Annotated in this window: 19 protein-coding genes and 3 pseudogenes; 4 read left to right on the forward strand and 18 right to left on the reverse strand. The window is 38.3% G+C overall.

What is annotated here, in order from left to right:
• Positions 1-271: 271 nt before the first annotated feature.
• From isdG to CEF16_RS21600, 4 genes and pseudogenes are all read right to left on the reverse strand, one after another.
• Complete coding sequence (gene isdG, locus CEF16_RS21585; protein WP_091588457.1) at positions 272-589, reverse strand: heme oxygenase; 318 nt, start codon at positions 587-589, stop codon at positions 272-274.
• Positions 590-960: 371 nt separating this feature from the next.
• Positions 961-1,182 (reverse strand): annotated as a pseudogene (locus tag CEF16_RS21590) (IS5/IS1182 family transposase); the annotation flags it as partial.
• A 485-nt stretch (positions 1,183-1,667) separates the two neighbouring features.
• Complete coding sequence (locus tag CEF16_RS21595; RefSeq protein ID WP_091588455.1) at positions 1,668-3,512, reverse strand: hypothetical protein; 1,845 nt, start codon at positions 3,510-3,512, stop codon at positions 1,668-1,670.
• Positions 3,513-4,069: 557 nt separating this feature from the next.
• Positions 4,070-4,684 (reverse strand): IS200/IS605 family accessory protein TnpB-related protein, encoded by a 615-nt coding sequence (locus tag CEF16_RS21600; RefSeq protein WP_139186034.1) that lies wholly within the window; start codon positions 4,682-4,684, stop codon positions 4,070-4,072.
• A 539-nt stretch (positions 4,685-5,223) separates the two neighbouring features.
• Between CEF16_RS21600 and tnpA the strand changes: the two are divergent.
• A pseudogene (gene tnpA, locus CEF16_RS21610) lies at positions 5,224-5,499 on the forward strand (IS200/IS605 family transposase); the annotation flags it as partial.
• A 448-nt stretch (positions 5,500-5,947) separates the two neighbouring features.
• Complete coding sequence (locus CEF16_RS21615; protein ID WP_091588510.1) at positions 5,948-7,171, forward strand: esterase-like activity of phytase family protein; 1,224 nt, start codon at positions 5,948-5,950, stop codon at positions 7,169-7,171.
• A gap of 523 nt (positions 7,172-7,694) precedes the next feature.
• Here CEF16_RS21615 and CEF16_RS24635 read toward each other — a convergent pair.
• The 5 genes and pseudogenes from CEF16_RS24635 to CEF16_RS21640 form a co-directional block, all read right to left on the reverse strand.
• Positions 7,695-8,393 carry a peptidase G2 autoproteolytic cleavage domain-containing protein gene (locus CEF16_RS24635; RefSeq protein ID WP_245918025.1) on the reverse strand — a complete coding sequence of 233 codons (699 nt, stop codon included), beginning with the start codon at positions 8,391-8,393 and terminating at the stop codon, positions 7,695-7,697.
• 95 nt (positions 8,394-8,488) lie between these two features.
• Entirely contained in the window at positions 8,489-10,039 is a 1,551-nt protein-coding gene (locus CEF16_RS21620; protein WP_245918026.1) for a hypothetical protein, read from the reverse strand.
• A 1,270-nt stretch (positions 10,040-11,309) separates the two neighbouring features.
• Positions 11,310-12,686, reverse strand: a complete 1,377-nt coding sequence (locus CEF16_RS21630; RefSeq protein WP_091588388.1) for an alkaline phosphatase — start codon at positions 12,684-12,686, stop codon at positions 11,310-11,312.
• A gap of 533 nt (positions 12,687-13,219) precedes the next feature.
• Positions 13,220-15,008 (reverse strand): annotated as a pseudogene (gene ltrA / locus CEF16_RS21635) (group II intron reverse transcriptase/maturase).
• Between the two features lie 1,004 nt (positions 15,009-16,012).
• Entirely contained in the window at positions 16,013-16,465 is a 453-nt protein-coding gene (locus tag CEF16_RS21640) for a VOC family protein (RefSeq protein WP_091588386.1), read from the reverse strand.
• A 981-nt stretch (positions 16,466-17,446) separates the two neighbouring features.
• Here CEF16_RS21640 and CEF16_RS21655 point away from each other — a divergent pair.
• Positions 17,447-18,055: an ArdC-like ssDNA-binding domain-containing protein gene (locus CEF16_RS21655; RefSeq protein WP_245918027.1), complete on the forward strand. Its 609-nt coding sequence runs from the start codon at positions 17,447-17,449 to the stop codon at positions 18,053-18,055.
• A 112-nt stretch (positions 18,056-18,167) separates the two neighbouring features.
• On the opposite strand, the gene CEF16_RS21660 is transcribed toward CEF16_RS21655, so the two are convergent.
• From CEF16_RS21660 to CEF16_RS25540, 4 genes are all read right to left on the reverse strand, one after another.
• A complete protein-coding gene (locus CEF16_RS21660) occupies positions 18,168-18,590 on the reverse strand; it encodes a VOC family protein (protein ID WP_091588383.1) in 423 nt (140 codons plus the stop codon).
• Between the two features lie 162 nt (positions 18,591-18,752).
• Complete coding sequence (locus tag CEF16_RS21665) at positions 18,753-19,580, reverse strand: helix-turn-helix transcriptional regulator (RefSeq protein ID WP_091588382.1); 828 nt, start codon at positions 19,578-19,580, stop codon at positions 18,753-18,755.
• A 306-nt stretch (positions 19,581-19,886) separates the two neighbouring features.
• A complete protein-coding gene (locus CEF16_RS25535; protein ID WP_091588380.1) occupies positions 19,887-20,228 on the reverse strand; it encodes a helix-turn-helix transcriptional regulator in 342 nt (113 codons plus the stop codon).
• A gap of 3 nt (positions 20,229-20,231) precedes the next feature.
• Positions 20,232-20,849 (reverse strand): helix-turn-helix transcriptional regulator, encoded by a 618-nt coding sequence (locus tag CEF16_RS25540; protein ID WP_091588379.1) that lies wholly within the window; start codon positions 20,847-20,849, stop codon positions 20,232-20,234.
• 91 nt (positions 20,850-20,940) lie between these two features.
• On the opposite strand from CEF16_RS25540, the gene CEF16_RS21680 reads away from it, so the two are divergent.
• The gene (locus tag CEF16_RS21680; protein ID WP_091588377.1) at positions 20,941-21,810 is read left to right on the forward strand and encodes an SDR family oxidoreductase; all 870 of its coding nucleotides are present in this window, start codon (positions 20,941-20,943) and stop codon (positions 21,808-21,810) included.
• 373 nt (positions 21,811-22,183) lie between these two features.
• Here CEF16_RS21680 and CEF16_RS21685 read toward each other — a convergent pair whose 3' ends face one another.
• The 5 genes from CEF16_RS21685 to CEF16_RS21705 form a co-directional block, all read right to left on the reverse strand.
• On the reverse strand, positions 22,184-22,759 hold the full coding sequence (locus tag CEF16_RS21685) for an NAD(P)H oxidoreductase (protein WP_091588375.1): 576 nt from the start codon (positions 22,757-22,759) through the stop codon (positions 22,184-22,186).
• A 119-nt stretch (positions 22,760-22,878) separates the two neighbouring features.
• Positions 22,879-23,193 (reverse strand): ArsR/SmtB family transcription factor, encoded by a 315-nt coding sequence (locus tag CEF16_RS21690; RefSeq protein WP_091588373.1) that lies wholly within the window; start codon positions 23,191-23,193, stop codon positions 22,879-22,881.
• Positions 23,194-23,663: 470 nt separating this feature from the next.
• Positions 23,664-23,888 carry a polysaccharide deacetylase family protein gene (locus tag CEF16_RS21695; RefSeq protein WP_170032313.1) on the reverse strand — a complete coding sequence of 75 codons (225 nt, stop codon included), beginning with the start codon at positions 23,886-23,888 and terminating at the stop codon, positions 23,664-23,666.
• Entirely contained in the window at positions 23,881-24,474 is a 594-nt protein-coding gene (locus CEF16_RS21700; RefSeq protein WP_091588082.1) for a LysM peptidoglycan-binding domain-containing protein, read from the reverse strand. Before CEF16_RS21700 ends, CEF16_RS21695 begins: the two co-directional genes overlap by 8 nt.
• A 346-nt stretch (positions 24,475-24,820) precedes the next feature.
• Positions 24,821-25,792, reverse strand: a complete 972-nt coding sequence (locus CEF16_RS21705) for a helix-turn-helix domain-containing protein (RefSeq protein ID WP_091588084.1) — start codon at positions 25,790-25,792, stop codon at positions 24,821-24,823.
• Between the last annotated feature and the right edge of the window lie 143 nt (positions 25,793-25,935).

Raw genomic sequence — 25,935 nt, forward strand, 5'->3', positions numbered from 1 at the left:
CGATCCTTTGAAGTGGGAGCCTTCTCGCCTAGGAACGATAAAAAGTACCGCATAAAAGAGCTAATCCAATAGCTAATCCTATTCCAAGGAACACTATCATGAGACCAAAGACTGGCGGAGATTGGCTGACTTTTATGTTAATGTTTTTGAACCTTGGTCACTTATCTGTGGTGGTTGAATTCTTACATTGAACTCGAGTATCATAACGTAAGTCAATTCTAGGATCAGCTTCGGCTTCTTCTGTTTTAACGACCCTATGATATCCTTCTTATCAAACTCTTATCGGACCTCTAGTAACCTTCACTTCATAAAATGTCGTCTTATTTTTAATAATAAAGTCAGAGATGCCACCACGATGTGCATGGGATTCTTTAAATGCATCACTCTTCATCCAACCAAAAAACCCTTCTTTGTTTTCCCATCTTGTAAGAATGGTAACCTCTTCATAATCTTTTGTGTTTTCTGTTAATAGAATTTCTAAACCAACAAACCCCTTCATTCCTTGAATTTTTCCCTCTTTATTAAAACGTTCAATAAATGCCTCCGCATATCCAGTTTTCAAGTGAACAGTATTTGTTGCAATGAACATATTACAAACCTCCTCATATTATGTTCTTGATTTAGGAATTATTATTGGCTAATTCTCTTCAAACCTGACTTTCACATAAATATGATATACCACCGAAAACATTCTTGATGAATAAAATGCTTAGGTAAATTTTCATTCACAGGACTTGGTGCTCCACTGGCACGCACCGAAGAATCTTGTTTCACAGAGAGTTCCACGGGGTCGTCAAATAAAACGATTGGTTGTAATGGGATCACATAAATGAAAGGTCCTTATTAGCTTTCATCTCAAAAATCTATGCAACCCATTGCTTTTGTCTTAGAGTACAAAGTGATTTGAAAAATAAACAGAAGAATGGCGAACAGTGTCTGGCACTGTTCGCCCAGTCAAGTAACTAGATCCTTAATAAAGGGGATACGTTCTGAAATTCTGGCAATCAAGGAGTAAAGCATAGCTGCATAATTCAGCTTAACAGGTGGACCAAAACGTGATTTCTTAGATACCAAACTAAGGATTGGCTTGATATCAATCGCTGAAAAGATAGCTTCAAAACGCTGGGTAGGTTCTAAATCATATAAATCTTGCAGGTCAAACAGACTTTCTTGTCGTATAATAGGTCCTCCAATCTCTGGTTTTTGTGTAGTAACTAAAACATTCGAGATTTTGGGGAGGTACTCCTTTTTTTAGTTTTTGAAAGCCTTGTACCAATTGGGCTGAGATTTATGAAATTAATTCGCTTATATAATCAAAAATGTTCATATTTATTTCGTCATTTATAATAGAGACAGAAATATCTACTGGTCACATCTATAGCGTGCAGCAGAAACTGGTGGCTCTGGATATTGGTTCTCGTTGAAGAAGGCAAAAGTGGAAGATTGTTATTAATATTATCTTGAAATCAAGTCTTCATGAAAAGGGCGCGATTTTGGAACAAGAAGTAAAAAGGTTGATACATATTAGTCATGACTAATATGTATCAACCTCTATTTTTTATGACTTTTTTACGATTTAGGTTTCGATAATTCGATGCCCCATACAAGTCCCACTACCACCAAAAAACAAAACAAAGAAAAGGGTGAACCCTCTCTCTTTCGGAATCCTAGACGTTTCCTTTTTCTTTCATTCTGTAATAATCGGGGTCCCCACCAAACAAAAACGTCATCACTATAGACTCACTCTTATTAAATCCAATATCAATTAAAAAAAAGGTTCGATACGATTCAACTTCATTGAATATAATAAAGGCATATTTTTTCATTAAATAAGAGTTTAAATCTGGTTGTATTGACTCTCCTAATAAATTTAAAAGTTGATCGATAACCTTGCTTATAGGATAAGGTATCTCTGTGCTTGATAGATCTGGATCAAGCTTACCAATACTAACTGTTGGTTGCACCAGAAGGTCCAATTGGTAATCTTGGTCCAAAATTTGCACAATATTAAAGTTTACACTTGTATTCTCTAATTGCACACGAATTGAAAGGGTTTTTTTCGGTGTTTTTCCTATTTTCTTAACTTGCAGCCGGCCTTCAATTTTAGCTCCTGACTCCAATAAGTGCATATTAACATTAATGCCCTTTTCGGTAATATTAATGTTTTCAAGGACACTCCTAAACCTATATATTAACTTTCCGTAAACTAAACCAGTTTCTGCTTCTGCAAACTGATTATAACTTTGATTTAGGATAGGAAAAAAGATTTCTTTCAATGAATCTTCACTTACTGCAATTGTCATACTCGGATCAAGACATTTAGGGGAACTTTGTAAATACCCTTCTTGCTCTTTATTTTGCATTCTGTTTTTCTCTTCTTGAAGTTTAAGCTCTAAATCATCAGGACAAATACAAGGGGGACATAATTTCAAACTATAAATTGAAAAAACAGCAAATAAATAACCAGTTTCCTGTTTTTCTATATACCCTTTTTTATAGTAAAATCTTTGAAATTCTGTTTTACAACCTTCTGGTGACGGCCAGGTCCGTATAGGTTGTATCTCAGCTACTATCGAAGGAAGAACTTCATTAAGGCTTCCATCTTCCTCTAGAATTTCTTTTTCGTCTGTTCTTACATCCTTTATCTGTTCAATAATTTCTTCCACTTGTGTTTTAAATTCTGATTCAGTACCGAATTGTTCAAGAAGCATTTCCATATCATGAATAACATAAATATAGTCTTCCTTAGTAAAAAAGGAAATCTTAACCTTATTGATTTTCAATGCAAAAACATCCATCGTGGAAGTTATTTCTACTGGACTTACATCTAACAAAAAATTTACATTTACAGTAGCATAAGGTTGATTTCTTCGTGTTAATATAAAAAAATCAATTTGCAGAGGTACAATTACTTCTATAGATTCCTTATCAGCATTTATCTTAAATCTTGGTGGTTCGTACAATGAGATTCGTGCAGTAGTTTGACTTTGTTGTTGTAAAGTATAGTCCATTGGTTTTGGCTTATGGTAACGGTACCAATCGAAACTAAAATAATTGAAAGTATCGTCACTCAAGCCACAACAGAATGCATTTGGAATTGGAGGAAAATCCATTTTAGCTTCTCTTAAAACCTCATTGGTTAATTTCTGAATATCATTTCTTATAAAGTGGAAAGTTGTAAAGAGTGTAATATCCGAATCTGGTTGAAAATCTTCTCCACATAAAGTAAATTCTTTTGTTCCTTCTAGAGGCCAGGAATGCATATTGCAAATCGTTACTTCAGTCTCATCTTTAAATTCATCTCCAGAGAAGTCAGCATTTTCTGCGTAAATGTTAATAAATTGATTATTAAATTCATGGTTTGTTGGGAACTTAACGATCACATAAAAAATTCTCTCCTTATTTTCAAATGTAATTTCTTGATCTATTTTCATTTTACCATGCTCATCTGTTTTGCCAGAGAACGTTATATCCAAAGTGTTCTGTAGTTCTCTTGAATTGTTAAAAGGCATAAAAATTTCCTCTTTTCAATTAATTTTATAACTACAATTATGTTGTACCTTGTTCGTTTTTATATGTGTTTAAAACAGAAGTTTTTTACAAAAAGAAAATCTCTGAATCCGTCCGTAAAAGTACAACTTTTACGAACGGTTTATTTTTTCTTTAAATCTCTTATTATTAAAGTTCGTAAAACAAACATAAATTGAATTAATATGAGATGAACTCATCGTTATTCAAGAAACGGGCGCTTTAATGGAGCAACGAAAAAAGCCTAATTTCTCAGCATTAAATTGAGAAATTAGGCTTTTTAATATTAAAAATTCCTTAACGTTGTAAATCTGCATTTTTCTGACGCTACCCCATCAAGGATTGACGAAAAGAAGGCTTTGACGTGGATTATGAAGACTTCTGGAATTGATAAAAAACCTCCGTTTGTGCGCTTCATATTCAAACGTTTCGATAGTGTGAACCTCTCCACCTAAATCAATAGATTTTGATGGAGCATCCCTTATCTTGCATACAGTACAAAACCAGCCATTAAGAGGACTTCGGCCACTCTAACGCACGGTTAGAACGAAGACAAGGTTTGTTGTGTTCTTTTTGCCAATTCAGGAACTTTTGCCTGAAGAGACAACCACTTCTTTTCAGAAATGGATTTTTGGTACGATCGAATAAAATACCTTGCACCAATGTTGTACGAAGCCGATAGGTCGGCATGATAGACTTTGCCTGTTGTGAAAGTCGCAAGGTCTTTTTTATCGTTCCGTTTTACTTTCCCCGAACCATCAAAAGCAAGAGCACTCGTATTTCGAGCATTCACTCTTGAAATACGTATACCTAAATAATGTGCCATTTCTTCGACTTTGTTTTGAATGCTTTTCTTTCGCCAATAACGGAGTTTGAACCGAAGTTTCTTCGCACCCCAAAATCCTTTTGGTACTCTCATGTAATCAAGGTACTCAAAAACGATCACATCACAACCATGTTCATGAGCGAATTTCACGATCTTATGAGAGGTATGGTTCACAATATGTGTTTGAATTCCATTGATACGCCTCCAAAAATTTGGCGCAGAAATCCAACCAGAAGTCACCTGTGCTTTTCGCAGTTTGTTCGTCATCGTATACAAACGGTCTTTCTCGATAAAATTCCTCCCTAAGACAGTGCCTTTTGCATCCATCACTGAACAAACGGCAGAGTTGTTGATCCCAAGATCAACAGCACAAACTTTTTGTTCTTTGATTCTAGTATCACTAAGTTTTACATTGGATTGATAAGAAATGTTTAGGAAATACTTTTTTCCAACCCCTCACTAACTTAGGGTTGCACTCTTTCCAATCCCAAACACCTCGTTTATACAAATCTTGTCCTAAACTCGATATTCACCCAAACTCAATCATTTTGATAAAATATTTTGATTTGGGCCGTGGTATCAGACGTTTTTTTGAACATATTCCCTTTGTAAAATACAGGGAATTCTTTGTGCTGCCATTGTAATCGAGGTGGCTTTTTCTTCAGTGTTTCCCTTTGGATTGTGCGCTGTCTCGTTCTTCCAACCAGTTCCGATTGTTGGAACGATAGCTTTTTACTTTTCCAAAAGCAACGGCAATGGCATTTCGTCTGAAATAAGAAGGGAATTTATAAAAACGGGAATGAAATTCCTGATATTTTGGGGAGGGATTCGTTTTTGTAGGGTGAATCAATTTTTCCACAGCAGAAACATGGAATTGCGAAGTCATTGAAATGAATGGAGAAGCCGATCATGTTCACATTCTTTTCGATGCGCCACCACAAATCAATCTTGCCAACACGATCAACAGTTATAAGACGGTCACTTCTCGATATATACGTAAAGAGTTTGCAAAGGAATTATCCCAATACTTTTGGAAACCTTATTTTTGGAGTCGTAGTTATATGGTGTTATCTACTGGTGGAACAACAATTGAAACGATAAAAAAATATATAGAAGAACAAGGAAAACCGCCTAACTCCCACTAAATCAATAGATTTTGAAGGGGAATGCGGCGCTAATTTTTGTTCAAGAACAAAGACGCTTTTGTAGAAAAACTAAATCTTGAGTAAGTAAGGGAGACGATTACCTTTATTGGATAATCGCGCCCTTTTCATACAAAATAAGCGTAGATCCTTATTCCGGAAATGCGCCCGTTTAGAAAAGCTCGCATTCGCTCGCCTTTTAGCGAATATGTTAGTTTTTCTTATACTTGAGATGATAAAATTTTAGCTACATCGAATCCCTTCTTGACTAAAATTTTATGCTTTCCTAACGTGAAAAAAAGTCGAACGGATCTATGCACATTTTCAAAGCAATAGTCCTAATCCAAAATGCGTTGTCTTTCTTTACATAATTTATAATGAAAAGTTAAATAACATTAAAATCATTCCGATACAATGGTCTTAAATAATAGATTAGTAGAGGAGTGATTCTATGAATAAATTTGGCAAGACTGTTTTGGCTGGTATGACAGCTTTGTTCATTACAGGGCAAACCGTAGTTACCACCTCTGCCCACTCAGGAACCAACAGCAGCAAAGAAATCCAATCTGCCATGCAATCAGAAAACAAGAAAAAAGAATTGGAAGCCCGCTCTATTGACCATGTAAGATTAATAGGATCTTTCAATCTATCCCATGAAATGACCTACAAAGGAACAGTGGTTGGTGGCTTTTCCGGTATTACGTACAACCCTCACAACAATAAATGGCTAATCATTAGTGATGACAGGTCAGACCATAACCCGGCAAGACTTTATGAAGCAAAAATTAACTATAACTCCAGGGATTTTCAGACTGTTAATCTAGTCGATGTCACTTACTTGAAACAGGCCGATAACACTGTTTATCCAAACAGAAATCAATTTCTTTCCAGTACAGAGGGAATTGTTGCAGACCCAGAATCAATCCGCTTTGATCCACAGAACAGCAGTATCTGGTATACAAGTGAAGGCGACCGTTCCCTTGGTTTGAATCCATTTATTCGTCAAGCCGCACCAGACGGCAGCTTTATTTCCGAATTGCCTTTGACAGAGACTGCAATCATGGATGAACAGTATAAAAAAGGATTTCGAAACAACTTAGCATTGGAAGGCAGCGCATTCTCTGCGGACGGGGAAACATACTGGACGGCAATGGAAGGACCGCTCCTTCAGGATGATGCCATACCGACACCAAAATCAGGAGCATTATCACGAATCACCCAATATGACAGAGAAGGAAATGTATTAAATGAATATGCCTATCCGATTGATGCTATTCCGGAACAACCGGGAGAAGGAAAACATGCAGATAATGGTGTAACCGAGATTTTAGCTGTTAATGATCAGGAACTATTAGTGCTGGAACGTGCTAGTGTTCAATCAGATGATGGCAACTTCAACAACTATGTAAGGGTTTATAAAATAAATGTAAACGGAGCGACGGACATCAGCAGCATGGAATCAATAGACAAGGAGAATATCACCCCATTGCAGAAAGAGCTGGTCGTTAACTTAAATACCCTTGCACTTGATAAAGTAGATAATGTAGAGGGAATGACCTGGGGCAAAAAACTTCCAAACGGAAATGACACCCTGGTTCTAGTATCAGACAATAACTTCAATAGAAGCCAAATCACACAGATAATCGCTGTGGAGGTTATACCTGAGGATAAATAAAGGGAAAAAACACACTTAGGAAAAGTACAATAAAGAAGACGCTTTTCATTTGTCAGCATTGCTTCTTCTTTATTTCTATAAATTTACATATAACTTCTTTCAAGAACCGAGTTTTTAAATACAATACCAGTCATTTCGTGTAAAAATCTGGTTTATTGATGTTTACAGATGGACGAATCGTTGTATCAAAAATCAATATAAAAAAGCCTAATTTCTCAGCATTAAATTGAGAAATTAGGCTTTTTTTATTGCTCCATTAAAGTTAGCAATAGGTAAGCGTTTGAAGTCATCTCCGGCTTTTCCCCTGCTCCACACCGAACGTGCTAGTTTCCCAGCATTCGGCGTTCCATCTAACGATATGTACTAAACTATAAGTTCCTTGTTACTCTTCGAGACAGGATGGATCCGGATACACAATTCCCAGTACAATTGATCCTACCATAATATTTGTTAAATTTTATTTTACTGGAAGGAAATTTATTGTAAAGGTATTTGGTAATCTCATCATCTTGTGAAAATATTCTTATGAATCTAATAGTTTTTGTTTTTCAATCTGAAATTCTTCTTCCGTAAGGTAGCCTTGTTCTTTTATCTTTGCTAATCTTTCTAGCTGTTCGATAGATTTTTCTTTTAGATTTATTAACCTTTCCATTCCTTCTACTGATTGCTGATCACTTGCGAGTTGTTTCAGTTGTTCGATATTAGTAGTTTCTAATGTTGAATTTAGTAAAACTAATATTTGATTCTCTCCCGTCCGTTTCATTACACGATACCCTTGACTGGCTTTCGTCGCTATTCCATCATCATTCGGTTTACAATAACTACCTGGTTGACACGTTCCGTCGTCACGAACGAGCAGTTTTCCAACAAGTCCAACAGCCACCCATTCCGGTTTATCGAGCCGTGAGCTACAATTTTTTGATGGGTCCCAGTTCGGATTGATTTTCTTCCTTGTTTTCTTGCGCTCTTCTGTAAGCACGTTTCCTTCATGATCTTTTACAGCAGGGATCGTCACTTCTTCATAAACGGGTCTGTTCCATTCATCGATGACGTATTTGCTACAATCTGGGTCTTGCGAATCAGAGAGTATCGCAGGGTTTGAACTTGTTATGCCAATAATATAATCATCCCTTGCATGCGCTACTCTAATTTTTTCACTACCCTCATCAAAGGTCACAAAATAACCGACACCAATCGGTTCTCCGTTTGACGTTTCAAACATTTCGGCAAAGTCACACGCACCTGCGGCTGTTATAAAATCACTTGCTGTTACGGCATCATCAAAACACGCTGAACCATCTTCTAAAATTTTAGCGACTACACCATCAGGATCACAAGGTACAGCGGGATCACCATTGACGAGATACCATGAAAAATCGGGATCTCCTGGGGCTGGACCACCATTTTGCCCATCACATGAACGCCTGTTTTACCGTTAGCGCAAGTATTAAGGCCTTCGGTATGAGAAGAGCTTCCATCTGCTATCGTATCTCTGCCTTCCGCATGGGATTGATTTCCACTCGCGGTTGTAGCAAACCCTTCCGCATGGGAAGCCTGACCACTGGCGGTTGTATCATTTCCTTCCGCATGGGCCGCCTCTCCACTGGCTTCTGTTTCAAACCCTTCCGCATGAGAAAAGTCGCCACTTGCCCTTGGCCCTAGCAACAAGATGGTAATGGTACCATCAATAATAAATACTACTATGCCTCCCCCTCCTTCCGCATGAGAAGCGTTGCCACTGGCTTCTGTACTGACCCCTTCCGCATGGGAAAAATCTCCACTGGCAGTAGTATTGAAACCTCCTTCTGCATGGGAAGCCTGACCACTGGCTTCTGTTATTAACCCTTCCGCATGAGAAAAGTCTCCGCTTGCCACTGGACCAGGAACAGAGTTGATATCAAAAGTCCCTCCTTCGGCATGAGAAGCAAATCCACTTGCGGTTGTACCAACGCCTTCTGCGTGGGAACTATCTCCACTCGCTAACGTAGGGGCAGGGTTGCCATTTTGGTCAACTGCGCCTCCTTCTGCGTGCGAAGCTCTTCCAGTGGCCGTATTTCCTTCCCCTTCGGCATGGGCATTTAAACCTAGTGATGGATCGCCTGCATCTCCCGTTGTTGTATTTTGCCCTTCTGCGTGAGAATTCTCTCCAAATGTTCTGGTTTCTCTTCCTTCCGCATGAGAAGCGAATCCACTTGCGGTTGTACCTATACCTTCTGCATGGGAAGAAGATCCAATAGATAGGTTAGGAGCTGGGTTCCCAAGTGGATCTACACCACCGCCTTCTACGTGAGAGGCTCTTCCGCTCGCTGTGTTACCTTCTCCTTCCGCATGAGAAGTAAATCCAGTGGCGGTTGTTGATCGCCCTTCGGCATGAGCATTCAGACCTTGTGATGGATCGAGTTCATCTCCCGTTGTCGTTTGAAACCCTTCCGTATGAGAATTTACTCCGAAGGCATTTGTTTCTTGCCCTTCGGCGTGAGAAGCCGATCCACTGGCAGTTGTACTTAACCCTTCCGCATGCGAGCGAGGTCCACTGGCGGTTGTCTCTCTGCCTTCCGCATGGGAAGTATCTCCACTCGAGGTTGTAAAAAAACCTTCCGCATGAGAAGCAACTCCACTGGCGGCTGTCCCTTGCCCTTCTGCGTGAGAGCGAAGGTCACTGGCGGTTGTCTCTCTGCCTTCCGCATGAGAAGCATTTCCACTCGCGGTTGTATTCGTTCCTTCTTCTACGGAGCATCCGTTTGCAGCATCTGTTATAATACACCCATTAGCACAACATGGTTCTGGAGATTGCAAAGTACCTATTTCCTGGGCTTGAACCTCTTCCTCCTGATGTTCACTCGACTTTATCTCTTTCTGATCAGACATTAACCATTACTCCTCCTTTCCAAAAATAACCGAGACAAAAGTTTTTTACGGAACTATTCATTCAAAAGTCCCTTCCTCATCCGTATGGGAAGTTGTCCCATTAGCCGTTGTACTTAATCCTTCTGCTTCCGAACAAGCCCCAATCGGATTTTGATTACATTCATTGGACCATGATTTTTCCTCTTCCTTATGAAAATTGTTTAAAGGCTCATTAAGAATACTTATTATTAGGTTATGTTCCAACAAAACAGCGGCATAGACAAACTTATTCGAGGAAATTTTCATATATGACCATTATTACGATCGGGAAGGAGAGAATAAAACCCCATTTTTTTATACAACCTTTTATTCAATTAAATTTTTGCCCTATTCATGAAGAAAGACGCTTTCCTTATTTCAGAAAAGCGCCCTTTTATGTAATAAGAAACATATGAATTTTTTCCAGAATAATCCGGCCTTATGGAAATAACGCAAGTTAAGTACAATACTTCAAAAACTTTTTTCTAAAAAAATTTTCTGGAGACAATGTCTCGCCTTCATGAATGAAAAAATTTTGAGAACAGCGTACGATCGTAATCTAGCTGTGGCTCACTGCCGCTAACGTAATTTCTACGCCGGACCTTGAGATACAGAGCATCGCTTCGGCCGGCTAGGAAATTCATATGCGCCCGATCGTTTGCCTTCGCTTTTTTCATAAAAAATAGAACTGCCATTGCAGCTCTATTACATAAGTTATACCTTCATAAAAAAGTAGTGTATTTCTTTAGAACAGTTTCTTTTTAAAGCTCTTGAATGGTAGGACGAATTTTAATGACACATCAGATGGTTCTTCAATTGCAAAAGAAATGGGACGAGTAATGCTCTCAACATCAATTGCAACTTTATAGAACTCATCAATTGCAGATTTTAGTTCTGAATCTAAAATCGTCTCTGGTAATTCAGTAGCAATAGTTCCTGGCGAGACAATGGTTGAACGGGTATTGTTAGCAGCCTCTTGTTTACGAAAACCTTACGGGCAGGCTGACTCATAGGAACTTCTCCTAAAAGCGCGAACGTCGTGTTCGCAACGCAAAAGCCATCACATCCTATAGAAGTACGTCCTTTTGCCAACGTCGGCACTAGCCTATCCTATGCGCCGTAAGACTTTGCTCTTAAAGATTCAGTAAAACGAGTAGATAGGTGGGGGAATGCTACCCGTAAAAGTCCGATCCGTTCAACTAAACATTAAGTGAGGAAAGAAAACACCCTACTTAATGAAGTTTTATTTTATTTATTCTTCTCCTAAAGTAATATTCATGACATCGGCCATAATTTTCGGTAGGTCCGTATTGTCGAGAAAACCGTTAAAGGAATCTGATTGAGGTCCGTATGCATAAACAGGAATGTCTACGCCGGTATGTCCAGAGCTTGTCCAGCCAATCAATGCTCTATCACTAATAACAGAGTTGATGGCGTTTGCTGCATTATCAGCTTCTTGAATGGTTTGAACCTCTTCTTCTGTAAGTTCAAATGACGTATAATTTTCAACAACTTCTTTTACATTGGTACGTTCTTCGTCTAGCTGCTCAGCCATATAATCACCAGTAGCTTCCACGCCTTTTAACTGATCTGCCTGCACGTCATACTCCCCATTGGCTCCAACTGTCATGCCGCCTGTTTCATGGTCGCCGGCTACGACAACGAGGGTATTTCCATCTTCTTCAGCAAATTCAATTGCTTCCTCTACTGCTTTTTCAAAAGCTTTTGTATCCGTCATGGCCCATGCTGGATCGTTTGCATGACCTGCCCAATCGATCTGGCTTCCTTCTACCATTAAGAAAAATCCATCTTCATCTTGATCAAGTGTATTGATCGCACTTGTGGTCATTTCTGAAAGGCTTGGTTCTTCCGTTTGATCACGCTCAAGTTCAGGACTTAACGGCCCATCTGCAAATAAACCTAGTAGTTTCTCTCCTTCTTCTACATTAACATCATCGGCTTCTAGTAGTTCTTCATGTGTTTCTACACTTTGATACCCTGCTTCTTCAGCTTGTTGAATCAGGTTTTTCTTCTCCTGCTTTCCGCCCTCAGATTCTGGCAAAAAGAAATCTTTTCCACCGCCAAGCATGACATCAACATCGTTATCTAGCATTTGCTTTGCAATTTCAGTTTGATTGTCACGTGACTCAACATGAGAGGAAAAAACAGCTGGAGTTGCATGAGTGATCGTAGATGTCGCTACTAAACCAGACGATTTGCCTTCATCTTCGGAGGCTTCCAAAATGGATTCAACTTCATTACCTTCAGCATCTAGTCCAACTGTTCCGTTGTTTGTTTTTTCACCCGTTGCCATCGCTGTTCCTGCGGCTGCGGAATCGGTTACTCTTGAGTCACTAGATTTCGTTTTAAACATACCCTTGAGATGTTCGTCCCAGACCGCATCTTCACCCTTGTACCACCGGTAATTGGTTGCATAATCCGCATTAAAGCCATCAGGAATCATATAAATGATATTTTCCACTTCTTCTTGCTGAGGAGGACCCGCCCATTCAGGCTTCCCCTTTCCAGCCCAATCTGGTTTTTCCGCATCTGCTTGTACCCAACTGCTGCTCAACCCTGATAAAACTAGACCTGTACCAAGAGCAAAAACTCCCATTTTTTTAAACATATGTAAACTCCTTCATTTTGGATTCAACTTAAGAGTTTAAGGGATTAATATAAAGACAATTTTAAGGAAAAATAAAGAAATTCTTAAAAACTTTGAATGAGTGACCGATGTAAAAAAGACTTGTCGATACATACGATTTTGCTAAGTTTATCATTATAATGATTTGGTAATATTTTCCTGTTTTTGGATATCACAAGATGAACTATGGTTTTAACATTCTTAGACCAACGTATGATAGGATTCACCTGGTCACAAGAGTCATCAACAATGATAAACAACCCTACAGGTTATATTGTTCAACGAGTCTATTGAAACAATGTCGCCAAGGATTTAGGTACAAATTTAATTACTAGAAGATAAAGGAAATTGAACAATCTCTTTATTCGACAATAGTCAGCAATAGGTAAGCCTTTGATGTGATCTCCAGCTTTTCCCCTGCTCCACACGGAGCGTGCAAGTTTCCCCGCACTCCGCGTTCCATCTACCGAAAACTACTAAACCATAAGTTCCTCGTTACTCAGTGTTTGTGATTATTAGATCGGTCTAAGATTACATTTATTGCGATATCGATTGATTTTATCGATCATCGACCATGTAAACTGGAATTTAAGCCTGAGTTCATCAATCATCTTTTTGTCTGTACAGTGAATTAATTGGTGTATTTTCCAATGGAGGATGCGAAGGTTATGAAATTGGTCGCTTCCTCCCAGATTCAGTGGGACATAATGATGACAATGGACATCAGCGGCAGGCAATTCAATGCCTGTGATCTCACATTTTCCCATTCTCATACTGTACCGACTGATTCGATTATCCATGTATTCAACGCTTCGGTTCGGAAGTGTTGACTTCATGAGGACACTGATTTCCCGTCGAATGTCCGGGCGAAGCTTTTTCTGTATCATTTCTCTTCCTTCTTTGGTGAAGGGCGTCATCTTTGGACTGAATCCTATGGTGTTCACCGTTTTTACATCACCAAGGGGAAACAAATATACACCCATGACTTTGAAAGTTTTAAAACCTTGACTGTACATTTTTTTTATAGACTGGCGGAGGATTGGCAGGATGGCCGTATTTTCCAACCGGTCTAAGATGATTGTAAATGAATGCCCCTAAATCATAGGCAAGACGTGCGAACTCGGGGTTGACATGAGTGGCTTTCTTGAAATAGTTGTGAAGTCCAAGCACAAAACTATTGAATAAGAGAGTATTGAGAGCAGAAGGGGAAGTCTTGATTCTCCGAATCAACTTCTTCGCTTCTTCCTTAATTTTACGCTTTTTATCAGCTTTAATACCGGTATGGGCAACTCTCTTTTTACCCTTCTTATTTGCACGAATGGTAAAGCCGAGAAACTCTGATTCCCGTTTGCGCAAATTCACAACTTGTGATTTTCTGGAGAAATGTCGAGTTTCAGACGGTCTTTCAAATATAACCGTGCTGCATGATACCATTTCTGTGCTGTTTTCCCATCCTTACAAAGAATTTTAAAGTCGTCCGCATAGCGGACGAGGTAACCCTCTTTGAGGTGGGTACGCTTTTTGGCCTTCCTTTCACCGACTTTGGATTGAAAAGGTTTTGATAGAGGAAAGAACTCCCACTGGCCAGCAATCCATTGATCCAAATCATTAAGAACAATGTTGGCTAGTAATGGCGATAACAGGCCCCCTTGCGGCGATCCTTCTGTGGGTATACCTTCTCCCTCAATTTCAGCCTTTAGCATCTTAGAGATACAGGCTAGTACTTTCCGGTCTTGAATCCCCATGTTCCATAATTGTTTGATCAGCAATCTATGGTTGATATGATCAAAGAAACCCTTAATATCAATGTCCACCACAAAATGGAAGTGTGCTGTATTGATAAGGGATTGGATTCTTGCCATTGCATGGTGGGCGGAGTGGCCGGAATCCATAACTGTGATTATAGAATTGGGCCTCCGCAATCGGTTCAAGCACCTGCTTGAAGCTCTGTTGAATGATTCGGTCTAACATACACGGAATACCGAGAGGCCTCCACTTTCCGTTATCCTTTTCAATCCATTTTCTTCTAACTTTTTTCGGCTGATAGTTTTCTAACTTCTGCCGGACTTCCGTTACTAATTTTTCTTCAGACCATTCTTTTATGTCTGCGATGGTTTTTCCATCAGTTCCCGGTGTTTTTGATCCTTTATTGGATTTGATGGTACGATAAGCTAACAAAATATTTTCCCGGGATGTGATCACATCAAAAAGACGAGAAAATGATTGTTTTTCCAAACTTCTGTCGTACAAATCGGTAAAGGTATCTGTCATATCGTAATAATCCCAATATCTTAAAGCTTGCACTGTGGCATCCCTCCTTCTCAGAGTGATGTTCCCACGTTCTTACCCGATCGGTGCAATGCACGTATGGAAAATGGTCGTTCGTTTCGCTAGACTTGGGGCTGTTCCTTCACTCCCATTACAGAAGGTTCATCAGTCATGCCCCTACCCTCGCAAGGATAAATGCATTTCGGCTAAGCCTTATAGCAACCGTTTCGGAGGACAGTCCTTGTTTCAACGTTCCTTGTTTTCCAAGTCCCTTACAACCTAGCTTTCCTTACTGGACGTAGGTGTTCCCCTGGAAGCCTGTGAGCTCGATACCGCCATTGTCCGGTATAGCGTGTTTCATAGGGCCAATTTTTACTCCACACCACTCACCCCATCGTTATGGGCCATAGGTTTCCCTATGGTCAATCTTTAGACCTGTACATTCGGTTGTTCGTCAGTTTCATCCTATTGAAACATACTCACCTTATCCAGTTTTTCAGCCGTGCGGCATATCCGTCGGCATACCTTCTCTTTCTAAGTGGCTCCAGCCTTCGTTCTGCCGAATCTACCTGTACTTCAAACCCCGTAACCTGTCCGTTACGACGCATGCAGGAGTGTTGACGGGATGGTTTCGGGAAACATGGTTCCGTCATTCCCATCCTCAGTTGTAAAGTTAGGATTGACTACTAAATATTCCTCTGCATTTCACACTATAAAGCGCTTATAGCAAAACTTGTCGAACGTGGCCCGATTGCGGAACAAAAAATTCCTGCATATCAATACAGGAATTTTAATCAAACTTTATTATAAATTATCGAACTTTATTTTAAATCAACACCTTGGTTTATTAAGGTTTTTTGGCAGTTTAGTATATTCATTTGAACTTCATAGTTTTTAAATGATACTTATTGTATATATCAGTTTTATTATGTATCATACAATGGAAAAAATGTCTTAACGTATAAAAGGGTTAAAATGTTGTCTGGACCCCCTTAAGTAATGTATATTTCAGTAAAGGCTTTTTATAAAACGTCACTTACTTATTTGTTACCGAGTTGTTCCGCTAAACCGATTAGAAGTCCTTCGGTTCCACGAATGTAGCAGAGCCGATACGAGTCCTCGTACTGAACCACTTCGCCAACGAGCTGAGCACCATACTTAGTGAGTCTGGATACCATTTCGTCAATGTCTTCAACGGTGAACATGACGCGTAGATAACCGTGGGCGTTTACAGGAGCAGTCCGGTGATCTGATATAGTAGGTGGGGTGAGAAATCGCGAAAGTTCAAGTCGGCCGTGGCCATCTGGGGTACCCATCATAGCAATCTCTACGCACTGAGAACCCAATCCGGTTACGCGACCAGCCCATTCACCTTCGACAGTGGCTCGCCCTTCGAGGTTCAAGCCAATCTCCTCGAAGAAAGAGATTGCGTCATCAAGGGATTCTACAACGATGCCGACATTGTCCATTCTTAGTAATTTGTTTTTTGCCATAGTTTTATCTCCTTATGTGTAAAAATTTATTATCTGATCATCTTCATAATTATTCTGTTACAAATTCCTTCCAAACAAAAAACACCTTGTCACAGTTCATGATAACAAATAAAAGTCACATTATAGGAAAATGTGAAATTGGGTTTTCGGGTATGTCATATAACATCTTGTTAACGAACAACACTTCGTAAACCCTCTACTATTGGAATATTTGCGAACCTTATTTCGTGAATGCCATCATGTTCAAATTCAAAAATTCGATACCGTAGATGCTATTCGATAAAACAACTTCGACTTCCCCACAAAATATTCCTGCCCTGTACTCCATTAAAGGCCTCTTTAATTGAACAATACAGCTAAAAGTTTAAGGGTCAAAATAAAAACCCTATATTAATACAGGGTTTTATCAATCTTTTTTATAAATTATCAGTCTTTATTTTAAATCAACAGAGGGCTCTTTTTTGCCTTACATAGCCTTAAGGCTATACGGATTTCTTAAGAAATTGTATTAATTACAAAAAAGATATGAAGTATAACAGCGATGACGGAACGTAAAAAGCATATTCAAAGAAGAAAAGAAAAAATGGAAGATTCCTGGCTTAGCCAGGAATTTTTTTTATCATTTTTGCCTTTAGCTTCCGAATCGTAAAACAACGCAAGCCGACTAGGCTTCCAGCAGGCGGGGCCCCTTACCCCTTCCTGCTGGAAGCCAAGACGGCAAGCCACCCCGTCAAGGGCAAAAAACTTTTTTGCTAAAAGCGCTTCGCAACGCAAAAAACTTTTTGTGCGGAAACCTTGACGGACTGTCTATGCGTGTTTTTCGTTTCTCCATGCCAAAGGGCAAAAATAATCCCCCTTTGGGGAAATCATTTCGTTTCGGAATCCAAAGGCAAAAAGCGAAAACCAAGGAGGAACCTCATAATGAAAAAAAGCGTTTATGAAATCATTACAGGGAAGGTTATCGAATAGCTGGAAAATGGAGTGGTACCGTGGCGAAAGCCGTGGATCAATGGGGGAGCTGTTAATTGGAAGACACAAAAACCATATCGTGTAATTAATACATTCCTGTTAGAAGCCGGAGAATATGCGACCTTCAAGCAAATTCAGGAAGCGGGCGGTAAGGTGAAAAAAGGGGAAAAATCACATATCGTGGTATTTTGGAAGTGGTTAGAAAAAGAGGATGAAGAAAACGGTAAAATGGAAAAAATCCCTTACCTTCGGTATTTTCGAGTGTTTGAAATCAATAAACAAGTGGAAGGGTTGAACAGCAAACGAAAACATGTGACATTCAACCATGATCCAATCGAAAAAGCAGAGGAAGTTTATAAAGGGTATATGAACGCACCTGATTATACTTTTCATTCAGGGAAAGCCGTTTACTATCCAACCCTTGATAAAATCAACTGCCCACCATTGAAGGATTTTCCGAAAGCAGAAGAGTATTACAGCACAATGTTTCATGAAATGGTTCATAGCACAGGACATAAAAGTCGCTTAGCTCGCAAAGGAGTCATAACAGAAAATGTAGCCTTTGGAGATGACGTTTATTCAAAAGAAGAATTGGTTGCAGAAATGGTTATCAAGACCTAAATTAAAAAAAACCTTAAAAAATAAAGAAGAGCACATATTATACATGACTAATATGTGCTCTTCATTTATTCAATTAAAGCGCTCCGATTGCGGAAGATCATTTAAGATTGAGTTATTCCTTGATCTCCAAATGTGGATTCCACACTACTTCCCACAAGTGGCTATCTGGGTCTTGGAAGTAACCAGAGTAACCACCCCAAAAAGTGTCATGTGATGGGGCTGTTATAATAGCACCAGCCTTCTTTGCCTGTTCCATCACCTTGTCAACTTCTTCTTTGCTTTCTACATTATGACCAATAGTAAATTCAGTAGGACTAGAATTAGTCTGATTAATCTGAGCATCATGCGCAATATCTTTGCGCTGAAAAATAGCAAGTTTTAAGCCTGATAGTAAGTCGAAAAAAGCAACGGCACCATGCTCAAATTCTTTGCCCACTATACCTTCTGTTGGAAGCCCCAATCCGTCTCGATAGAATTTCAAAGATCGTTCCAAATCATCTACACCTAATGTAATTACTGTAATTCGTGGCTTCATAAAATATCATACCTCCTTATAAATTTACATAGTAAGGAAATAGTGGTTCTTGTAGCAGGACCAACATATTCTGCTTGTCCATATAGTTTAAGATTGATTCAAAGGGTTTAATAAATAGTATCATTTAGTTTAGCTATTTTAGATTGTAAAAAACGGACACATTTACTGAGTGGCACTGTTTATCTTAAAAACTTGGTTGGGGGACATGCCATAATAACGTCTGAAATTATTGATAAAGTGTGGTTGATCAGAATATCCGTATTTTATAGCAATATTTGTAAAACTATATTGATTACTATTATATAGCTCTTGAAGAAGGCTTTGAAACCTAATGATACCTGAAAGTTCTTTCGGGCTCACTCCTAACTCCTTATGAAATGTCCTTCTTATATTCCTTTCACTGTAACTGAGTTTTTCTGACAAAGAGCGAATTGAAATCATCCCCTTAGTAGCATAAATGTATTGCAGACCCGTTTGTAGCAAATAATTTGGTTTTGATTCGTTCAAGAGTAGGAATCTCTTTAACTTTAGTTCAACCTTTTCAATTATTCTTGAAATTCCATTGGCTGATATGATTTCTTCTGTCATAAATGCAGCTTCATCTCCCCATATATCTTCAAGAAATACAGGATTTCCAATAAACTGAGACACGGGATGCCTTAAAAAACGGTATACAGTATCTGAATAAAAGCGAATTCCAAATAAGGAGCATTTTTGAGTAAGATTTATGGCTTCATATTCAGTCATCAATCCAACAACAAAGGCTCCTTTTGAAAAAGAGGATGATCTCAGATCAAATATAATATCAGCGCAACCATCCGGTATGATACGGTGCAATTTTTTCTGTTCCGATGAATGGAAATCAACGGTCCAATAGCAAGCAACATAAGATTCCAGACTCTTGTTTGGCAAATATTCTCGATATTGATAATTGGAATCTAACAATTCTTTTTGTAATTTAGGTGGTTGCAAAGGAACATAAAATTGCATGTTATTTCCCACCTCCTTTAGATTTTTGAAGTGCAAAACTTCATATTTCTTCGTAGGGTTATCGTATCATTTTTGAATTACAAGTTGATTTCGTTACTCTACAATCTGGCCCTTTACACAAAGAAAGAGCACAATCCTTTTTTCAGGTATGCGCCCTTTAATGGAAAATCGTTGAAAATTCACACTGCACAAATATTCAATAAAAGCCCCCTCTAACAGAAAACCCGATTTGAAGATAAATAAACCTTTTCTTAGGGATGTTATACCTTCACCAATTCGACAGACGAACACAAGCACCTCTACTACTTATCTATATAGATCAATTGTTTCCCTTGCTCTACCTGTTACTTTGTCTATTAAATTCAATGGTGAAAGAATTTTTACTTGGTTTCCAAAACCGACTATGAAATTAACAGCTTCATCTTCGGTGTTGAAAGTCAATTCTAGTTCTGTCCAGCCATTCTCTGTAACCTTCCCGTCATTTACTGCTTGTACGAAACGTCCAGTAAACCTAATTCGTTCATGTGCAAAAGGAGAAACTTTCACATTCACCCGAAACTCAGGTAGACTTTGCATGAATTGCTTTTTAGATTCCTCCCAATGGTCCGATAATTTAAAATCACGAGGCCTATTAAACTGTTCATCCATTAATTAACATTCAATGATTCGAGTGATTTTATAGCTGCGAAATTCATCTTGATTATTCATTGATATCACATACCAAGTGCTTGATTTGGCTACTAGTCCAAGTGGTTTGACTATAGATTCTCTTATTTCTCCATTTGCTTTTTTGTAAATGATGGTTACTTTTTTATTGTTCATGACTGCTTCTTTCATTACTTCCATAGCAGGATTCATTTCAATTTTAGTATTCCTCCAAGTGCCCATATCAACATGTACTCTTTCCCAAAGTTTCACTGCACTTTGCTTGGATTCTTCTGGCAAGGATAACAGTAGCTTATCCCTGATATGCTTTGAGGAGGTTCCCATATTCAAATCATTAATAATTTTTTCTGCATGAGGCAAGAACAGTGATAGCATTTCTTTTTCCTTCAACCAGCTCAACCTTTGTTTCCAGTTATCGACAAGCCTCCATCCTCCTGCTTGTCCTCTTTCAGCATAAACTGGGATACCAGCAGCACTTAATGATTCCATATCTCTATGGACGGTCCTTTCGGAAACCTCAAGTTCTTTAGCTATTTCTCGAGTAGATACAATTTCACCATGTTGCAAAAGAAGTAAGATCTTAATTAATCTTTCAGCTTTCATCGCTATTCTCCTTAATTTTTTCAATCATGACATTACATGTCATATATCTAATTTATTATATGCTTACATAAAAAGAAAGGATGGATGAACGATGAATTTAGAAAATCAAACAGCCATTGTAGCTGGAGCCACAAGAGGAGCAGGTCGCGCTATGGCAATAAAACTTGGTGAAACAGGAGCAACTGTATATGTGACCGGACGTACAACAAGACAAGAAATTTCTCCTATGCAGCGGAAAGAAACAATTGAAGAAACAGCTGCATTAGTCAAAGAAGCAGGCGGAATTGGAATTCCTGTCAAAGTGGATCATACAGACGAAGAACAAGTGAAAATGTTCATAAACAAAGTGAATGAGGAACAAAACGGACAATTAGACATTCTTGTGAATGATGTTTGGGGGGGAGATCCTTTGACAGAATGGGGGAAAGATGTTGGGGATCATAATCTACAAAAGGGATTACAAATGCAAAAACAAGCCGTTCAAGCTCATTTCATAACTTCTCATTACGCAGTACCTTTAATGAAGAAGAAAAACTCAGGATTAATCGTTGAAGTCACTGACGGTATAGATTATGAATATAGAGGGAACTTTTACTATAGTTTAGCGAAGATATCAAACATTCATATGGCAAAAGCCATGGCAGAAGACCTAAAAGATAACAATATTACTTCTATCGCTTTAACTCCCGGATTCCTACGCTCAGAAGCAATGTTAGATCTTTTTGGAGTAACAGAAGAAAACTGGAAGGAAGGGGTCAAAGTCGAAAAACATTTTATTGCATCTGAAACACCCTTTTATATCGGTGAAGCCCTTAAACATCTGGCTTTGGATCCGGACGTACGTAGGTTTAATGGAAGAACATTAAGCACTTGGGAGCTTTCAGATATTTATGGATTTAAAGACGTTGATGGAACACAACCGCATTGGGGCAATTATTTTAAAAAACATGTGGAAAAATAAAACTACTTCAAAATAACAATTAAATTCAAATGAAGCTACACAATATATAACAACCCCAAAAGAAAAAACAAACCATAATTGAATACAACAAGAACGGTTGGCTTAAGATAGAGTAATCCCCATCCTGCCTTCGCCAAAAACGCAAGGATGGGGTTACTTTTTTAGGTTAATGATCAGGACCACAACCATTATCATGTCAGAAGCAGTGTTAATCCAAATTTCTTTCGAAAAATTGATCTTCAAGAATATGGCGCAATTCATAAAAAAGTCGCATTTCTTGCTACAGAATTGCGCCCCGATTCTTGAATAACAACATTTTTAACCTCGGTTTTAACGGAAAGTTCACTAATACGCATTAAGAAAACCTCACAACTTAATATTTGGCATAGTGCAGTCCTAAATTATAAGCTCGAGTCAACCACTCTTCCATATATCCGGGCTGTACATTTATGGTTTCATAAAAAAGTTCGAATTGCGAATTTTGGATTCCGCAATAATCCGCCAAACCAACATTGAAATATCGTGTCATCATATTATCGTACTGCCTCTTCTCAAAACGCTCAATTGGAGCACCGGCCAGGCTGAGCCATAACACTTTTTCATGATCAAGCTTTCCTGGCCCGTAAGCAAACCCCCAGTTCCAAACGCGGTCTATATATCCTTTTAACATAGCCGGCATGCTCCACCACCAAAGCGGAAAAACAAAAGCCAACGAATCGTGTCTTTTCATTCTTTCCATTTCCATTTCAACCTCAGGAGAATATTCTTGATGATCTGCAGACCATTCGGGCTCATCCTCTTCCCAAAGTACGGGATTGAAACCGCTGCGATATAGATCTAATATCTCCGTTTCGTGACCTGCATCCTTTAGGCCTTGGACGAAATGGTCTGCAACTTTAAAAGTCAAAGAGTTCTCTCTTGGATGAGTAACAACTGTCAGTATCTTCATTATGATTTCCCTTCTTTCCTTTAGTTTTTTTCTGGGCTGAACCGTTAGTATATAGCCTGACCTAAAACAACAAATTTATATATCGGGAAATATCGATATATATGGACAAGAAAAACCGATCAAAGTTTTTCTTTCAAGAATGCGGATACATCTTGAATCGTTTTTTCATTTCTTCGGTAATAGGTCCATTTTCCGTGTCGTTCAGATTTCAACAGACCAGCCTTCTGCATCATAGATAAATATTGAGATGTCGTTGATTGTGACAATTGTGCTTTCTTTTGAATAACACCTACGCATACACCGCCTTTCTCATCAATATTTTTTGGATTCTTGCTTGGAGGATTGTCAAAGTGTTTTTTTGGTTCTTTCAACCATCTCAATATCTCTAAGCGTGTTTCATTTGATAGGGCTTTAAAAATATCGATATGCTTCATACTTTTATGCTAATCGACTTTTTCCGATATGTCAATGTAAAGAATTTGACAGTTACTCCGTTAAATGCCCCCAATTCACAAAGAAAGATGCAATTCTTCCTCTTAGAAAAGCGTCCTTTAATTGAATAACATTGCTGGCGTTATTAAGAAGTTATTATCAATAAACACACCTTAGGATCAAAAAGTACTGTTCTCTCTAAAGTACTTAGATTTTAATTTATATTTTACATACTTCATATGGAATACTTCCAATTATAGTTATCTTACAAAACAAACTATCCCAATAAGGGTTACCCTATTGGGATAGTTTTTATTCATACCTATTACCCAAGAGTGTTGGAACGGTAACAAACTCATAGCCCTGTGCTTGTAGTTCGTCAATGATTTGAGCAATGCCTTAACAGTTTCAAATTGTTCGGATGAATGGTAGTTATGTTGAAGCATTATAAATTCAGGGCTAGCATCTTGCTTCACTCTTGATACAATTTCTTCAGCAGACACTCCGCTCCAGTCCTTTGTATCGGCCGTCCACATATCGAACGGTAGCCTTGTTTATTAAGCATTTCTACCTGTCGATCTTCAATTTCTCCAAATGGCGGTCGGAATAAATCTGGTTTGACCCCTATAATTTTCTCAATTTCTGCGGTAGTCGACTGTATGTTTTCGTTAAATTGTTGGTCCGTAAGCTCAGGCAAATGCGGGTGTATCCCAAGTATGGTTGCCTATAGCATGTCCCTCTCTGTAAATTTGTCTTAGTCGTTCTGGATATTCCTTGACCCTCTCTCCTACCACAAAAAAGGTAGCCTTCACACCTTTTCGCTTTAAGATTTCTAAAATTTGAGGGGTATAAGTATCTTCTGGACCGTCGTCAAAAGTAAGGGCAACTCTTTTCTTATTGGGATTCCCCATAAATATCATTTCATTTTTTATAGGAACATTGATTATTTGTCCAGGATAAATCCAATCAGGATTTTTAATTGTTGGGGTAGATTCTAATAACTCAGGTATAGAGACTCCGAGTTTAATAGAAATTTTATAAAGTGTATCCCCTTCACTAACTATGTACGAGTTAGGAATTTCTAAGTGTTGACCTGGTTCAAGTATAGTAGATACCAATTTGTTCTGGTTAACAATCTTATCTACTGATGTTCCATACTTGTCGGAAATTTTCGAAAGGGTATCCCCCGATTGAACCATGTGAGTCTCAGCCATTGCAGATCTATCAAACATAGGCAGACAAACTAAAATAAATGCAATTAAAATGGTCGCTATTTTAAGCATGATTTCACCTCCTCTTGATTCTCACTCCAGTAGACTAATTTCTTATCACTACTTAAATATATTCGAAAAGAAGCCTTGTTAAATGGGGTTTTTTTATTTCAACTAAACTTACCCTATTAAATGGATTTTTTCAAAATGTTGGCGAGAACCCAATAATGGAACATTAATTTAAATGGGACTGTCTCAAAATGGGCAGCCCCCTATTCTGAAACGATCAAAATTGTCAAGAAACTCTCTCCCAACAGAAATACTACATGTCATTAAGACCTAGTAAAAAGAGGCGCAAGATAGACAGCACCATATACACACCAAAAGCGCGTCTTGTTGTTCGTTTCACCTTTTTCCATCAATTTCCATTTTGATAAAGACGATCTAAAACATTTCCGACATACTCATTCATACTAACTCCTACTTTTATAGCTTCTTTTTTTAGTTTTTCTTTTGTTGCTGTCTTTATATAGGCTTGGATGGTATCTGTTTCACTGTTTAAATAAATAGACTTTTCACGTTGAATAAAAGAACCTTGTATCATGTAATTGTTTATCATTTCTTCTATTTCTATATGGAGTTGTTCTGTCTCCTTTGAGATTGTCAAATCATAACTTCGTACTGAAAAGGTAATCGTAGAGGAATTTTGTTTAACTACTACATTATGTAAACCAACTTGATTCATAATATAGTCCATAAAAATATAAAAAGAAGAATGAATATTATCAGTTGTTGGGAAGGAAAAGATCACAAACCCCGGCTTTCTCACTTTCTTACCCTCAAAAAGTTTCTTTCTCTCTCCTTCATATGACAGCTCTTTCGCTTCCTCTATAGAAAAGTATTCTCCATTAATGCTTTGAATCAAGGGTTCCTCTAGATTAACAACTCTTGCTGCTAGATCTCCATGTTGATTATATAAGGGTTGGAAAAGATAAAATCCCAGTTCTTCATCATATAACTTTTCTTGTTTTTTGCTTTGTACCTTCAATGCATAAGTCTTAAAATCCTCTTCTGATACAAAGTATCGCTCTAACCCTTTATACTTTTTCCTCTTGGCAGGCAACACACCATTTTTAATATGCCGGCTTACTGTATAAGCAGTAATTCCCAGCCGATCCGCTACATCTTTCGTAGATAGGCCAGGTTTTTCTTCTTGAGCATCTATTAATTTTAACGTTTCCTCTTCAGAAAAACGGTATTCTCCATCAATGGTCCATGTGCTTTTATTATAAGGAACGACTTTGCCATCTCGAATGTATTTGTATATGGTCGCTTCGGTGACATCTAACAACTCTGCTAAATCCTTTGAAACATAATATGATTTCTCCATTCCATATCTCTCCCCTTACCTATAAATGTGTCACTCCCAAACTGACTAAAAGCGCATTTAACTATTTACTTTAGTCCTTGTTTAATTATATTTTACCATGATGATATGTGGCCAGTAACAGATAATTTAAAAATAGATGAATA

Origin of the sequence: Alteribacillus bidgolensis (assembly GCF_002886255.1) — a bacterium.
Classification (GTDB): domain Bacteria; phylum Bacillota; class Bacilli; order Bacillales; family Marinococcaceae; genus Alteribacillus; species Alteribacillus bidgolensis.